The organism is Citrobacter sp. CK189 (genome assembly GCF_030333505.1).
Taxonomy (GTDB): Bacteria; Pseudomonadota; Gammaproteobacteria; order Enterobacterales; family Enterobacteriaceae; genus Citrobacter_B; species Citrobacter_B koseri.
The window spans coordinates 79,329-93,544 of the sequence record NZ_JAOWFV010000039.1 but is presented as its reverse complement, the minus strand read 5'-3'; the positions used below and the strand labels follow the sequence as shown (position 1 = coordinate 93,544).

The 14,216-nt window shown below is 53.4% G+C and carries 17 protein-coding genes; 4 read left to right on the top strand and 13 right to left on the bottom strand.

Annotated features, from left to right (window positions below):
* Positions 1–59: 59 nt before the first annotated feature.
* Positions 60–1,994 carry an ATP-dependent zinc metalloprotease FtsH gene (ftsH, locus tag OGV83_RS16130; protein WP_012135310.1) on the bottom strand — a complete coding sequence of 645 codons (1,935 nt, stop codon included), beginning with the start codon at positions 1,992–1,994 and terminating at the stop codon, positions 60–62.
* Between the two features lie 99 nt (positions 1,995–2,093).
* Positions 2,094–2,723 (bottom strand): 23S rRNA (uridine(2552)-2'-O)-methyltransferase RlmE, encoded by a 630-nt coding sequence (rlmE, locus tag OGV83_RS16125; RefSeq protein WP_000145975.1) that lies wholly within the window; start codon positions 2,721–2,723, stop codon positions 2,094–2,096.
* A 126-nt stretch (positions 2,724–2,849) separates the two neighbouring features.
* Between rlmE and yhbY the strand changes: the two genes are divergently transcribed.
* A complete protein-coding gene (gene yhbY, locus OGV83_RS16120) occupies positions 2,850–3,143 on the top strand; it encodes a ribosome assembly RNA-binding protein YhbY (protein WP_004139797.1) in 294 nt (97 codons plus the stop codon).
* Positions 3,144–3,298: 155 nt separating this feature from the next.
* Here the strand turns inward: yhbY and greA are convergent, their stop codons facing one another.
* Positions 3,299–3,775 (bottom strand): transcription elongation factor GreA, encoded by a 477-nt coding sequence (greA, locus tag OGV83_RS16115; RefSeq protein WP_286464076.1) that lies wholly within the window; start codon positions 3,773–3,775, stop codon positions 3,299–3,301.
* A gap of 247 nt (positions 3,776–4,022) precedes the next feature.
* Here greA and dacB point away from each other — a divergent pair, with 247 nt between their 5' ends.
* Positions 4,023–5,456, top strand: a complete 1,434-nt coding sequence (dacB, locus tag OGV83_RS16110; protein WP_275055506.1) for a serine-type D-Ala-D-Ala carboxypeptidase — start codon at positions 4,023–4,025, stop codon at positions 5,454–5,456.
* 90 nt (positions 5,457–5,546) lie between these two features.
* On the opposite strand, the gene cgtA is transcribed toward dacB, so the two are convergent.
* The 4 genes from cgtA to rplU all read right to left on the bottom strand — a co-directional run bounded on the left by cgtA (position 5,547) and on the right by rplU (position 8,385).
* On the bottom strand, positions 5,547–6,719 hold the full coding sequence (gene cgtA / locus OGV83_RS16105; protein ID WP_071257749.1) for an Obg family GTPase CgtA: 1,173 nt from the start codon (positions 6,717–6,719) through the stop codon (positions 5,547–5,549).
* A gap of 15 nt (positions 6,720–6,734) precedes the next feature.
* Positions 6,735–7,700 (bottom strand): DMT family transporter, encoded by a 966-nt coding sequence (locus tag OGV83_RS16100; protein WP_012135318.1) that lies wholly within the window; start codon positions 7,698–7,700, stop codon positions 6,735–6,737.
* A gap of 96 nt (positions 7,701–7,796) precedes the next feature.
* Positions 7,797–8,054 carry a 50S ribosomal protein L27 gene (rpmA, locus tag OGV83_RS16095; protein WP_012135319.1) on the bottom strand — a complete coding sequence of 86 codons (258 nt, stop codon included), beginning with the start codon at positions 8,052–8,054 and terminating at the stop codon, positions 7,797–7,799.
* Between the two features lie 19 nt (positions 8,055–8,073).
* Complete coding sequence (rplU, locus tag OGV83_RS16090; RefSeq protein WP_000271396.1) at positions 8,074–8,385, bottom strand: 50S ribosomal protein L21; 312 nt, start codon at positions 8,383–8,385, stop codon at positions 8,074–8,076.
* A gap of 258 nt (positions 8,386–8,643) precedes the next feature.
* Here rplU and ispB point away from each other — a divergent pair, with 258 nt between their 5' ends.
* The gene (gene ispB, locus OGV83_RS16085) at positions 8,644–9,615 is read left to right on the top strand and encodes an octaprenyl diphosphate synthase (protein WP_047460989.1); all 972 of its coding nucleotides are present in this window, start codon (positions 8,644–8,646) and stop codon (positions 9,613–9,615) included.
* Between the two features lie 235 nt (positions 9,616–9,850).
* Positions 9,851–10,123 carry a DNA-binding transcriptional regulator SfsB gene (sfsB, locus tag OGV83_RS16080; RefSeq protein WP_012135321.1) on the top strand — a complete coding sequence of 91 codons (273 nt, stop codon included), beginning with the start codon at positions 9,851–9,853 and terminating at the stop codon, positions 10,121–10,123.
* Positions 10,124–10,193: 70 nt separating this feature from the next.
* On the opposite strand, the gene murA is transcribed toward sfsB, so the two are convergent.
* From murA to mlaE, 6 genes are all read right to left on the bottom strand, one after another.
* Positions 10,194–11,453, bottom strand: coding sequence for a UDP-N-acetylglucosamine 1-carboxyvinyltransferase (murA, locus tag OGV83_RS16075; protein WP_012135322.1), 1,260 nt, complete (start codon positions 11,451–11,453; stop codon positions 10,194–10,196).
* A gap of 53 nt (positions 11,454–11,506) precedes the next feature.
* Positions 11,507–11,761 carry a BolA family iron metabolism protein IbaG gene (gene ibaG / locus OGV83_RS16070; protein WP_024130986.1) on the bottom strand — a complete coding sequence of 85 codons (255 nt, stop codon included), beginning with the start codon at positions 11,759–11,761 and terminating at the stop codon, positions 11,507–11,509.
* A gap of 169 nt (positions 11,762–11,930) precedes the next feature.
* Positions 11,931–12,224, bottom strand: a complete 294-nt coding sequence (gene mlaB / locus OGV83_RS16065) for a lipid asymmetry maintenance protein MlaB (protein ID WP_112001517.1) — start codon at positions 12,222–12,224, stop codon at positions 11,931–11,933.
* Positions 12,224–12,859, bottom strand: coding sequence for a phospholipid-binding protein MlaC (gene mlaC, locus OGV83_RS16060; protein ID WP_012135325.1), 636 nt, complete (start codon positions 12,857–12,859; stop codon positions 12,224–12,226). Before mlaC ends, mlaB begins: the two co-directional genes overlap by 1 nt.
* Before the next feature lie 18 nt (positions 12,860–12,877).
* Positions 12,878–13,429 carry an outer membrane lipid asymmetry maintenance protein MlaD gene (mlaD, locus tag OGV83_RS16055; protein WP_012135326.1) on the bottom strand — a complete coding sequence of 184 codons (552 nt, stop codon included), beginning with the start codon at positions 13,427–13,429 and terminating at the stop codon, positions 12,878–12,880.
* A gap of 4 nt (positions 13,430–13,433) precedes the next feature.
* Complete coding sequence (gene mlaE, locus OGV83_RS16050; RefSeq protein WP_047460983.1) at positions 13,434–14,216, bottom strand: lipid asymmetry maintenance ABC transporter permease subunit MlaE; 783 nt, start codon at positions 14,214–14,216, stop codon at positions 13,434–13,436.

Genomic DNA, 14,216 nt, shown 5'->3' with positions numbered 1-14,216 from the left:
AAAAACCCCGGAGCAAGCCCCAGGGTTTCGGTGAAGCAGAGTCATCAATAACAGATAACTTATTTGTCGCCTAACTGCTCTGACATGGTGTTGCCTGGGTTCGGCGTACGCGGTTCATCAACCGGGCGCGGCGCACGAGGCGTGCCATTGTTGTCAGAGTTGTTGGTGCCGTTCGGATCTTCCCAGCCAGCTGGCGGGCGAACTTCGCGGCGCGCCATCAGGTCATCAATCTGCGGCGCATCGATGGTCTCATACTTCATGAGCGCATCTTTCATTGCATGCAGGATGTCCATATTGTCATTCAGGATCTGACGAGCACGATTGTAGTTACGTTCAATCAGCGCTTTCACTTCCTGGTCGATGATACGCGCGGTTTCATCAGACATGTGTTTGGCTTTCGCAACGCTACGCCCCAGGAACACTTCACCCTCTTCCTCTGCATACAGCAGCGGACCGAGCTTATCGGAGAAGCCCCACTGGGTGACCATGTTACGCGCCAGGTTAGTCGCGACTTTAATGTCGTTCGACGCACCGGTAGAAACATGCTCTACGCCATAGATGATCTCTTCCGCCAGACGACCGCCGTACAGCGTGGAGATCTGGCTTTCCAGTTTCTGACGGCTGGCGCTAATCGCGTCGCCTTCAGGCAGGAAGAAGGTCACACCCAGCGCACGACCGCGCGGAATAATCGTCACTTTATGCACCGGATCGTGCTCAGGAACAAGGCGACCAATAATCGCATGGCCTGCTTCGTGGTAAGCGGTAGATTCTTTCTGCGCTTCCGTCATCACCATGGAGCGGCGTTCCGCACCCATCATGATTTTGTCTTTCGCTTTCTCGAACTCAACCATGGATACCACACGCTTGTTGCCACGGGCAGCAAACAGCGCCGCTTCGTTCACAAGGTTCGCCAGATCGGCGCCAGAGAAGCCTGGCGTGCCGCGTGCGATGATTGCCGCATCGATATCCGGCGCCAGCGGTACGCGACGCATATGCACTTTCAGGATCTGCTCACGACCACGCACGTCTGGCAGACCTACCACGACCTGACGGTCGAAACGGCCAGGACGCAGCAGCGCAGGGTCAAGTACGTCTGGACGGTTAGTCGCCGCGATAACGATGATACCTTCGTTACCTTCGAAGCCGTCCATTTCAACCAGCATCTGGTTCAATGTCTGTTCACGTTCATCATGACCGCCGCCCAGACCCGCGCCACGCTGGCGGCCTACGGCGTCGATTTCATCGATGAAGATAATGCACGGCGCCGCTTTCTTAGCCTGCTCGAACATGTCACGCACACGAGATGCGCCAACACCGACGAACATTTCGACAAAGTCAGAACCGGAAATCGTAAAGAACGGGACTTTCGCTTCGCCTGCGATAGCTTTTGCCAGCAGGGTTTTACCCGTACCCGGAGGGCCGACCATCAGGACGCCTTTCGGGATTTTACCGCCCAGCTTCTGGAAGCGGCTTGGTTCACGCAGATACTCGACCAGCTCAGCCACTTCTTCTTTCGCTTCGTCACAACCTGCGACATCGGCAAAAGTGGTTTTGATCTGATCTTCCGTCAGCATGCGCGCTTTACTCTTACCGAACGACATGGCGCCTTTGCCACCGCCGCCCTGCATCTGACGCATGAAGAAGATCCAGACGCCGATCAGCAACAGCATCGGGAACCAGGAAATAAAGATTGAAGCCAGCAGGCTCGGCTCTTCAGGTGGTTCGCCAACAACCTTGACGTTTTTGGTCAGCAGGTTATCAAGCAGCTTCGGATCGTTAACCGGAATGTAGGTCGTGTAACGGTTACTATCTTTCTTGGTAACGTTGATCTCACGTCCGTTGATACGCGCTTCACGAACCTGGTCCTGGTTGACCTCTTGCAGGAAGGTAGAGTAATCCACCTTACGGCCATTAGACTCGCTGGGCCCAAAGCTCTGGAATACTGACATCAGCACAACGGCAATGACCAGCCAGAGTATTAGGTTTTTCGCCATGTCACTCAAGGGATTAACCTCTTATTACAACTGTGTTAAAAACAGCGTCAGGATACTCTATATCCAGCTTCTTTCAAACTTTCGTCTGAAATCCCCCGGTTATGGTTTTCGCCCGGTCGCTACAATATACACTTCGCGTGAACGCGCACGCGAAGAGTCCGGCTTACGAACTTTAACCTTCGTAAACAGGGAGCGAATTTCCCTTAGGTACTCATCGAAACCTTCGCCCTGGAACACCTTCACTACAAAACTTCCACCTGGCGCCAGCACATCACGACACATTTCTAACGCCAGTTCCACCAGATACATGGCGCGGGGGATATCCACCGCCGGTGTTCCGCTCATGTTTGGTGCCATATCTGACATGACAACTTGTACTTTACTGTCACCCACGCGTTCCAGCAGCGCTTTCATAACAAGTTCATCACGAAAATCGCCCTGAAGAAAGTCCACACCAACGATAGGATCCATAGGTAAAAGATCGCAAGCGATGATACGGCCTTTGCCGCCAATCTGCGTGACCACATACTGTGACCAGCCTCCTGGCGCAGCACCGAGGTCGACAACTGTCATCCCCGGCTTAAAAAGTTTGTCACTTTGCTGTATTTCATCAAGTTTAAACCAGGCACGGGAACGTAACCCCTTTTTCTGCGCCTGTTGAACATATTTATCGCTAAAGTGTTCCTGAAGCCAGCGACTCGAGCTGGCAGAACGCTTTTTACCTGTCATTTAACTTTCCCATCGGGGCAATTCATCGTTACCCGTAGCGTAAATTTTTACGCGCTCATTTGGTGATATATGGGAGATGGCGGTAGAATGACCCGTTTTCAATCCCAACGTAAGCAAAAATATACGATGAATCTGAGTACTAAACAAAAACAGCACCTGAAAGGTCTGGCACATCCGCTCAAGCCGGTAGTTATGCTTGGCAACAATGGTTTGACCGAAGGGGTACTGGCCGAGATTGAACAAGCGTTAGAGCACCATGAACTTATCAAGGTGAAGATCGCCTCGGAAGATCGCGAAACCAAAACCTTGATCGTGGAAGCTATCGTACGCGAAACCGGCGCCTGTAACGTACAGGTCATCGGTAAAACGCTGGTACTTTATCGCCCAACTAAAGAACGTAAAATCTCGCTGCCACGCTAAGAATATCCTAAAGTCGAACACAAAATCTGTGTAAAACGAGGGGTTTTCCGCAAGCAGGAGAGCAAAATGCCACGCTCTCTTCGTTGATAAAAGGCCGCATAGCGGCCTTTTTCCTTTCTTTACAATACATCAACATCTTGAGTATTGGGTAATTCTTACAGGTATTCCACCTTAATCACTTCGTATTCCACTTCGCCGCCAGGCGTTTTGATGCTCACGACGTCATCCTGCTCTTTGCCAACCAGGCCGCGCGCGATAGGTGAATTCACGGAAATCAGGTTCTGTTTAAAATCCGCTTCGTCATCGCCGACAATACGCCAGGTCTGCTCTTCATCGTTATCGAGATTCAGAACAGTTACCGTTGCGCCGAAAACAACACGTCCGTTGTTCGGCATCTTCGTCACGTCGATCACCTGCGCATTCGACAGCTTCGCCTCGATATCCTTGATACGTCCTTCGCAGAAACCCTGCTGTTCACGCGCAGCGTGATACTCGGCGTTCTCTTTCAGGTCGCCATGCTCACGCGCTTCCGCGATAGCGGCGATGATTTCAGGACGGCGCACAGATTTCAGAAAATCCAGCTCTTCGCGCAGTTTTTCGGCACCACGTAAAGTCATCGGAATAGCTTGCATTTGTTATACCTCTTGAACATTCCTGTAGGGGGTGATTGACCCCGCCTCGGCTGCTAAGCCTGCTCCGGTATGCGTTCTACCAAAGCCAGAAGCAAAAAAATACCGACCCGGGTACAAAGCCCCAGGTCAGCTACAATTCTCAATTTGATACGTATTTTACCCTGGAGTTCCCTATGGGTCATCGTTTACTTTCCAGGGCATTGCGCCGTAGTATGACGGCTTGTTTCCAGGTTGTTAGCGCGAGATTATGCGATTTTCCAGATTTATCATCGGATTGACCACCAGTATAGCGTTCAGCGTCCAGGCCGCGAATGTTGATGAATACATCAATCAGCTCCCTGATGGGGCCAACCTTGCTTTCATGGCTCAGAAGGTCGGCGCGTCCACGCCCGCGATTGATTACCATAGCCAGCAGATGGCGCTGCCCGCCAGTACGCAAAAAGTGATCACGGCCCTCGCGGCATTGATTCAGCTCGGCCCCGATTTTCGTTTTACCACCACGCTGGAGACAAAAGGCAACGTGGACAATGGCGTCTTAAAAGGGGACTTAGTGGCGCGATTTGGTGCCGATCCGACGCTAAAACGCCAGGATATTCGCAATATGGTCGCGACGCTGAAAAAATCCGGCGTGACGCAAATTGCGGGAAATGTGCTCATCGACACCTCCATTTTCGCCAGCCATGATAAAGCGCCAGGCTGGCCCTGGAATGACATGACGCAATGTTTTAGCGCCCCCCCCGCAGCCGCCATTGTCGATCGCAACTGCTTTTCCATCTCCCTCTACAGCGCGCAAAAACCGAATGACTTAGCGTATATTCGCGTGGCGTCCTATTACCCGGTGACCATGTTCAGTCAGGTTCGCACTCTCCCACGCGGCTCTGCGGAAGCGCAATACTGTGAGCTGGATGTCGTTCCTGGGGATTTAAACCGCTTCACGCTGACAGGCTGTCTGCCGCAGCGCGCCGAACCGTTACCGCTGGCCTTCGCCATTCAGGACGGCGCCAGCTATGCCGGAGCGATCCTGAAAGACGAGTTAAAACAAGCAGGTATTACCTACAGCGGTACGCTGTTACGCCAGACGCAGGTCAACGAACCCGGAACGGTGGTTGCCAGCAAGCAGTCTGCGCCGCTGCATGATTTGCTTAAGATTATGCTGAAAAAATCGGACAACATGATTGCCGATACCGTCTTTCGCATGATCGGCCACGCACGCTTCAACGTTCCCGGCACATGGCGGGCGGGATCCGATGCCGTGCGCCAGATCCTGCGTCAGCAGGCTGGCGTTGATATTGGCAACACCATCATCGCTGACGGTTCGGGCCTTTCTCGCCACAACCTAATTTCCCCGGCCACCATGATGCAGGTGCTGCAATACATCGCCCAACACGACAACGAGCTGAACTTTATCTCCATGCTGCCGCTGGCGGGATATGACGGCTCTCTGCAATACCGTGCGGGTCTGCATCAGGCTGGGGTTGATGGTAAAGTTTCGGCGAAAACAGGCTCGCTGCAAGGGGTCTATAATCTGGCGGGATTTATTACAACGGCAAGTGGGCAACGGATGGCGTTTGTTCAGTATCTTTCCGGGTATGCCGTTACGCCAGCTGACCAGCGCAATCGTCGAATTCCGTTAGTACGTTTTGAAAGCCGGTTGTACAAAGATCTTTATCAGAACAACTAGGTGAGGATAGTGCCGGATGGCGCTGACGCTTATCCGGCCTACTATCCGTAGGCCCGGTAAGCGTAAGCGCCACCGGGCATTTGAACCAGATTAACGTTTGTAGATGAACTCGACGCCTTCTTCGTCGTCTTCGTCCCAGTCGTCATCCCAGTCATCTTCTGCTTCATCTTCGACTTCAGCGAGCTGCTGACGGTGATAATCGTCCCACATGAACTCCACTTTCTCCGGCTGCTTCGCTTCATCAGCCTGAACGATGGGGTTCTCAATGATAAAGGTCATCACATCCCAGCAAAGATCTTTCACGCCAGTCTGGCTGGCAGCGGAAATCATGTAGTACTTATCTTCCCAGCCCAGCGCCTGCGCGATAGCTCTCGCTTTTTCTTCCGCTTCGGCCTGGTCCAGCAAATCAATTTTGTTGAACACTAACCAGCGCGGCTTAGCAGCCAGATCCTGACTGTATTTTTCCAGTTCGCCGATAATGATACGGGCGTTTTCCACCGGATCGGAACCGTCGATCGGATCGATATCAATAAGGTGCAGCAGTACGCGGCAACGTTCCAGGTGCTTCAGGAAGCGAATCCCCAGACCCGCGCCTTCCGCCGCGCCTTCAATCAGCCCCGGAATATCGGCAACCACAAAGCTCTTTTCGTTGTCCATACGCACAACGCCAAGGCTCGGCACCAGAGTGGTAAACGGATAGTCCGCCACTTTCGGTTTTGCCGCAGATACCGCGCGGATAAAGGTTGATTTACCGGCGTTTGGCATACCCAGCATACCCACGTCCGCCAGCAGCATCAGCTCCAGCATCAAATCGCGCTTATCGCCCGGCGTACCCATCGTTTTCTGACGCGGAGTACGGTTAACAGAGGACTTAAAGCGGGTATTGCCCAGGCCGTGCCAGCCGCCTTTGGCAACCATCAGACGCTGACCGTGTTTGGTCATATCGCCCATGGTTTCGCCGGTGCCCTGATCGATAACACGCGTACCGACAGGCACTTTGATCGTGACATCTTTCCCACGTTTACCGGTGCAGTCACGGCTTGCGCCATTCTGACCACGTTCAGCGCGGAACGATTTTTCAAAGCGGTAATCGATCAGCGTGTTCAGGTTTTCGTCGGCTTCCAGCCAGACGTCGCCGCCATCGCCGCCATCACCGCCATCCGGGCCGCCTTTCGGGATGTATTTTTCGCGGCGGAAGCTCACGCAACCATTACCGCCATCGCCAGCAACGACCAGAATCGATGCTTCATCAACAAACTTCATTTTACTCTCCGTAAATCATTCGCCTGAGCGGGGTTGCGAAACCACCGTTTCATGCTTGCGTAAACCGCCCCAAATACGATGACCAATGGCGGAATACATCGCGCCCGCAACCACGACAAACGCACCGAGATAACCTAAAAGGTTTAACATCGGTCTGGCGAAGAAATCGGGCCAGGCCATAGATAATAGATCTGAAAATAACAGCGTAAACAGCGGAGTGAGCGTGATTAACGCACTCACCTGCGCTGCCTGCCAACGCGCCATCGCTTCCGCCAGGGCGCCATATCCTACCAGCGTATTCAGCCCACAGAAAATCAAACACGCGAGCTGCCAGTCGCTTAACTGCGAGATAACCCCCGGCTTCGCCAGCGGCAATAACGCAATCGTACATAAAGTGTACAGTAAAAACAGGATCTGCTGTGAGGCCAGACGACGCAATAACACCTTTTGCGCGACGCCATAACTCACCCAGACCGTCGCCGCACCGACCCCAAAGATCACACCCCAGGTGTAATCAGTCAGTTTGGTAAAAATCTCGACCAGACTGGTATTAAAGAACATCACCAGCCCACAAAGCAGCATGAGCGCGCCAATCACCTGCGTGCCGCGCATCTTTTCTTTCAAAATAAAGACGCTGGCGACCATCATGCCAACCGGTGACAGCTGACCGATAACCTGCGATGCCGTCGGACTCAAATATTGCAGAGAAGAGCTGAACAGGATGAAATTCCCGAAAAGTCCACCTGTTGCAATCGCCAGCAACACCAGCCAGCGCGGTTTGCGAAAAATACGCAATGGCGGGAGCTTTCTTTTAACTGCCAGGATCGCGCCGAGGCCGATACTCGCCATTAAAAAGCGATAGAAGACAATGGTCGGAGGTTCCATCACCTCCAGCACCTGCTTCATTGCAATTGGCAAGGCGCCCCAACACATTGCAGTGGTGAGTGCTAAAAGGATGCCAATGCCAGCCTGCTGCTTCATGCCCGTTTTCCCTACAAGAAAATTTTCCGGGTTTTCAATGTAAAAAGCCCCGCAACACGTTGCGGGGCTTTAATCCGTTACCGGACCACGAAGAACTTACTCAGCAACGATGCTGATGTATTTACGGTTGTTCGGGCCTTTAACTTCGAATTTCACTTTACCGTCTGCTTTAGCAAACAGAGTGTGGTCACGACCGCAACCTACGTTAGTGCCAGCGTGGAATTTGGTGCCACGTTGACGAACGATGATGCTACCCGCCAGAACGGTTTCGCCACCGAAACGCTTAACGCCCAGGCGTTTAGCTTCTGAATCGCGACCGTTACGAGTTGAGCCGCCAGCCTTTTTATGTGCCATTTAAATCTCTCCTCAGGTCTTAGGCGCTGATGCCAGTAATTTTCACATCAGTGAACCACTGACGGTGGCCTTGCTGCTTACGATAGTGTTTACGACGACGAAACTTAACGATTTTAACTTTCTCGCCACGACCGTGAGCAACAACTTCAGCTTTGATTACGCCGCCATCAACGAAAGGAACGCCGATTTTGACTTCTTCACCGTTTGCGATCATCAGAACTTCAGCGAACTCAATAGTTTCGCCAGTTGCGATGTCCAGCTTTTCCAGGCGAACGGTCTGACCTTCGCTTACTCGGTGTTGTTTACCACCACTTTGGAAAACCGCGTACATAAAAAACTCCGCTTCCGCGCACGCCTTTTCAATGATTCAGAGTGCGCTATAAATATTCACAATAGGGCGCGAATATTACGCAAAACGCGAGCCTTTGACAAGTGCTACCGTCAATACATGAAGAAAAAAAACACAACGTGTACGGTAACGTTTATCTGCGCCGTTTTTTCAGTACAATCAGCATATATTCCTAACCCTAAACCCTTAGTTATCTCATCCCATGATGAGTTAATCGGGGCGATAAGCCCGGCTTTTGCGATGAATTTAGAAAAAATCAATGAGTTAACCGCGCAAGATATGGCGGGTGTCAATGCGACAATCCTTGAACAGCTCAATTCCGACGTCCAACTGATCAATCAGTTAGGGTATTACATCGTTAGCGGCGGCGGAAAACGTATCCGCCCGATGATTGCCGTACTCGCTGCGCGCGCCGTTGGTTATCAGGAAAATGCGCACGTCACGATCGCTGCCTTAATCGAGTTTATCCACACCGCCACCCTGCTACACGACGATGTTGTGGATGAATCCGATATGCGTCGTGGGAAGGCAACGGCGAATGCGGCATTTGGCAACGCCGCCAGCGTCCTGGTCGGTGATTTTATCTACACCCGCGCGTTCCAGATGATGACCAGCCTTGGCTCGCTGAAAGTGCTGGAGGTAATGTCAGAAGCGGTGAACGTCATCGCCGAAGGCGAAGTGCTGCAACTGATGAACGTCAACGACCCGGACATCACCGAAGAAAATTACATGCGCGTGATTTACAGCAAAACGGCGCGCCTGTTTGAAGCTGCGGCGCAGTGTTCCGGTATTCTTGCAGGCTGCACTCCTGAGCAGGAAAAAGGGTTGCAGGATTATGGTCGTTATCTCGGTACGGCCTTTCAGCTGATTGACGATTTACTCGATTACAGCGCTGATGGCGAGCAGTTAGGTAAAAATGTCGGCGATGACCTCAACGAAGGAAAACCAACGCTGCCGCTGCTGCACGCTATGCGTAACGGTACGCCAGAACAGGCGCAAATGATCCGTACCGCCATTGAACAAGGCAATGGTCGCCACCTTCTGGAACCCGTTCTGGAAGCCATGACCGCCTGCGGTTCACTGGAATGGACGCGTCAGCGTGCAGAAGACGAGGCCGATAAAGCCATCGCCGCCCTACAGATTCTGCCTGATACGCCGTGGCGCGAAGCCCTGATCGGTCTGGCGCACATCGCCGTACAACGCGATCGTTAACCCGCCCTTCTCATCCCGTGCTCTGCGCGGGATGAATCTTTAAGTTCCAGTAAATTCCAGTTACTCATTTCTTTTCCAACCCTTTACCCATCGCACGTATGCTGTCACATTTTATGAATATGCATACTCTTTACAGGAACATATTAGAGCAATACTATCACCTGGCGTATAGTATTTCTCACAGGCTGATTATCCAGGCCGCAAGCGACTGACTGACCGAAGGAGTGAGGGAATAATGGAAAATAAACTCATTGACTGGCATCCCGCAGACATCATTGCCGGATTACGTAAAAAAGGGACATCTATGGCGGCGGAATCACGCAAGAATGGATTAAGTTCCTCGACGCTGGCAAACGCCCTGACCCGACCGTGGCCGAAAGGAGAGCTCATCATTGCGAAGGCGCTGGGTACAGAACCCTGGGTGATCTGGCCATCGCGCTATCATGACCCAGAAACCCATGAGTTCATTGACAGAACACGTCTGATGCGGGCTCGAAAAGGGAAATAAAGAAGTAAGGAACGGATAACGCTCTGAACGGTAGCCCCCGAACAGGGGCTACCAGTGCATGCGGAAAAAATTACTCGCCTTTCACACGCTCAATATTCGCGCCCAGCGCGCGCAGTTTGTCTTCAATGCGCTCATAGCCACGATCGATGTGATAAATACGATCAACCAGCGTCGTACCTTCTGCAATGCATCCCGCCAGCACCAGGCTCGCAGACGCACGCAAGTCGGTCGCCATCACCTGCGCCCCGGAGAGTTTTTCAACGCCGTGGCAAATCACGGTGTTGCTCTCGATTTCCGCGTGCGCACCCATACGGATCAGTTCAGGCACATGCATAAAGCGGTTTTCGAAAATGGTTTCCGTGATGAAACCCGTCCCTTCCGCGACAAGGTTCAGCAGCGTGAACTGCGCCTGCATATCGGTCGGGAAAGCCGGGTGCGGCGCGGTGCGCACATTCACAGCTTTCGGACGCTGGCCATGCATGTCCAGGCTGATCCAGTCTTCACCGGTTTCAATATCCGCTCCGGCGTCACGCAGTTTAGCCAGTACGGCATCCAGCGTATCCGGCTGCGCGTTACGGCAGACGATTTTACCGCCGGAAATCGCCGCCGCGACCAGGAAGGTGCCGGTTTCAATGCGATCGGGCAGAACACGGTATACGCCGCCGCCCAGACGCTCAACGCCCTCAATGGTAATACGATCGGTGCCCTGACCGCTGATCTTCGCTCCCAGCGTCACCAGGAAGTTCGCGGTATCGACGATCTCCGGCTCACGCGCGGCGTTTTCAATCACGGTGGTCCCTTCGGCCAGCGTTGCCGCAGACATGATGGTCACCGTCGCACCGACGCTGACTTTGTCCATCACGATATGCGCGCCTTTCAGGCGACCATTAACAGACGCCTTCACATAGCCTTCTTCCAGCTTGATCTCAGCGCCCAGTTGTTCCAGGCCGGTGATGTGCAGATCGACCGGACGCGCGCCGATGGCGCAGCCGCCTGGCAGAGAAACCTGTCCCTGACCAAAACGCGCAACCAGCGGCCCCAGCGCCCAAATCGACGCGCGCATGGTTTTTACCAGTTCGTAAGGCGCGCAGAAGATGTTGACCTGGCTGGCGTCGATCCAGACAGAACCGTTACGTTCCACTTTCGTTCCAAGCTGGCTGAGCAGTTTCATCGTCGTATCGATGTCTTTCAGCTTTGGAACGTTCTGGATCTCTACCGGCTCTTCTGCCAGCAGCGCCGCGAAAAGGATCGGCAATGCGGCATTTTTAGCGCCTGAAATTGTGACTTCGCCCTGGAGCGTTGTCGGCCCCTGTACACGAAATTTATCCATTATTCTGTTCTCTGTTAAGAATTCATATCTGCTACCGGCGTGTCGCCCGTCGCTCAAAAACCGTTAAGTTTGCGATCGCGTTCCCATTCCGCTGGGGTATACGCTTTGATCGATACGGCATGGATACGGTTATCCGCAATAAACTCCATCAACGGGCCGTAAACAGACTGCTGCTTCTTGACCCGGCTCATGCCGTCAAACATCTCACCCACGGCGATAACCTGAAAGTGACTGCCATCGCCAGAGACGTGGACTTCCTGGAGGGAGAGTGCGCTCATCAGCACGCTCTGAATTTCATGATTTTCCATGGGCTCTTCATTCGTCAAATAGGGAAAACAGCCCAACATCTTAGAGCAAAGTGGCGCTGTCATAAATAAGCAAAAAGCCCAGCTGATAAATCAGGCAAGGCTTTGGTGGCAAATCCCGCTTAGGGGTTTTTCCGGATGGCGGCACAAGGCCTTATCCGGCCTACAAAAATTAACGTGGAAGCACGTCAGCAGGCAAATTATAGAGCTTCGCCAGCGTGTAAACCTTCTCGTTTACCCCTTGCAGCGAAACGCTGTTGCCCTGTCGCTTCGCCTGATCGACAAGATGCACCAGTAACGCCAGACCACCGCTATCCACCCGGGAGACCTGGCTCAGATCGATGCAGGTTACGCCTTTCATCGCATCAACGCGCGCATCCCACAGCGGGTTCAGCACGTCCTGGTCCAGCTCTCCCGCTAATGCCAGCGTGTCACCTTCGCGCGTCCAGCTAAGTGACTGCGTCATTATTTTTTCTCTTCCAGCGAAATTTTCTGACGAGAAATTGACTGCAACTGCGCGGTCAGGCCGTCGATGCCTTTGGTACGCAGCAGATCGCTCCACTCATTCTGTTTTGTGGTGATCATGCTGACGCCTTCCGCGATCATGTCATAAGCCTGCCAGTTACCGGTCTGGGTGTTTTTACGCCACTGGAAATCCAGTCGAACCGGAGGACGGCCATTCGGATCGATGATCGTCACGCGGATCGGCACGATGGTCGCATTGCCCAGCGGTTGTTCCGGCGCAATCTGGTAAGTCTGGCCGTGGTACATCGCCAGCGCCTGACCATAAGCCTGTTTCAGGTATTCACGGAACGCCGCGAAATAGGCGTCACGCTGCGCCGGCGTCGCCTCCCGGTAGTAACGACCCAGTACCAGCGCACCCGCATATTTCACCTGCACATACGGCAGCAGTTCCTGGTCAACGACATCGCGCAGGTAATCCGGGTTGGCACGGATTTTCGGCTGTTCGTTTTTCAGACGATCGAAGGTTTTCTGCGCCGCCTCATTCATCAATTTATACGGGTTAGTCTGGTCCGCCGCGGTTGCCGCGCTCAACGGTGCAATGACCAGCAGCGCTACCATCATTAATCGCTTAAACATACATCGATTCTCCTGTGATTAATTTGTTGCGCCCGCAGGCGGTGTCGCTTCATTATTGCCTTCAGTTGGCGCTGGCGCATCGCCAGAATTCTTATTGTCGTCCCCTTTACTGTTGTAAAGGAACTGACCAATCATGTCTTCAAGCACCATCGCGGACTTGGTGTCCTGAATAGTGTCGCCATCTTTGAGGATAGACGTTCCCAGTTCAGGATCTTCAAACCCGACGTTTAACGCCAGATATTGCTCCCCCAGCAGGCCAGAGGTGCGGATACTCAGCGAACTGGTGTCAGGAATGTGGTTATAGCGCTCTTCAATATCCAGCGTGACGCGCGGCAGGTAGGTTTTCGGATCCAGCGAGATATCCGCAACCCGGCCGACAACCACCCCGCCGATGCGCACCGGAGAGCGCGCTTTCAGGCCGCCAATATTGTCGAAGGTCGCATAAATCGTGTAGGTCGGCTCCGTGCGCATTGAGGTGACATTGGCCGCTTTCAGGCAAACAAACAGCGCCGCCAGCAACGCAACCAGCAAGAAGATCCCTACCCAAATTTCACTTTTTTTCGTTTGCATGAACTCAATTCCCAAACATCAGTGCGGTCAACACAAAATCCAGACCCAGAACGGCCAAAGACGAGTGCACAACGGTGCGCGTGGTTGCGCGGCTAATCCCGGCAGAGGTCGGAATCGCGTCATACCCATTGAACAGCGCAATCCACGTTACCGTGATGGCGAACACCACGCTCTTAATCAAACAGTTCACGAGATCCAGACGCCAGTCGACGGCATCCTGCATCGCCGACCAGAAGAAACCGGCATCGATCCCCTTCCAGCTAACGCCAACCAGCGATCCTCCCCAGATGCCCACAGCCACGAAGATAATCGTCAGCAGCGGCAGCGAAATCACCCCCGCCCACAGGCGCGGAGAGATCACCCGGCGCAGCGGATCGACGGCCATCATTTCCATACTGGAGAGCTGCTCAGTCGCTCGCATAAGACCAATTTCTGCGGTCAGCGCAGACCCTGCGCGCCCGGCAAACAGCAACGCCGCGACAACCGGCCCCAGTTCACGCAGCAATGAAAGCGCCACCAGCATACCCAGGCTGGTTTCCGCGCTGTAGGTCGTCAGAACCAGATAGCCCTGCAACCCGAGCACCATGCCGATAAAAACGCCAGAGACAATAATAATGAGCATCGACAGGACGCCCACATTATAGAGCTGACGCACCAGCAACGGCGCATGCTTGCGAAATTCCGGCTTACCAATCACCGCATTGAATAACATTAACCCGGCACGCCCGAACGTTCTGAGGGTTTTGATCCCCCGGTGTCCAAGCGATGCCAGCGCATTTAACAGCAT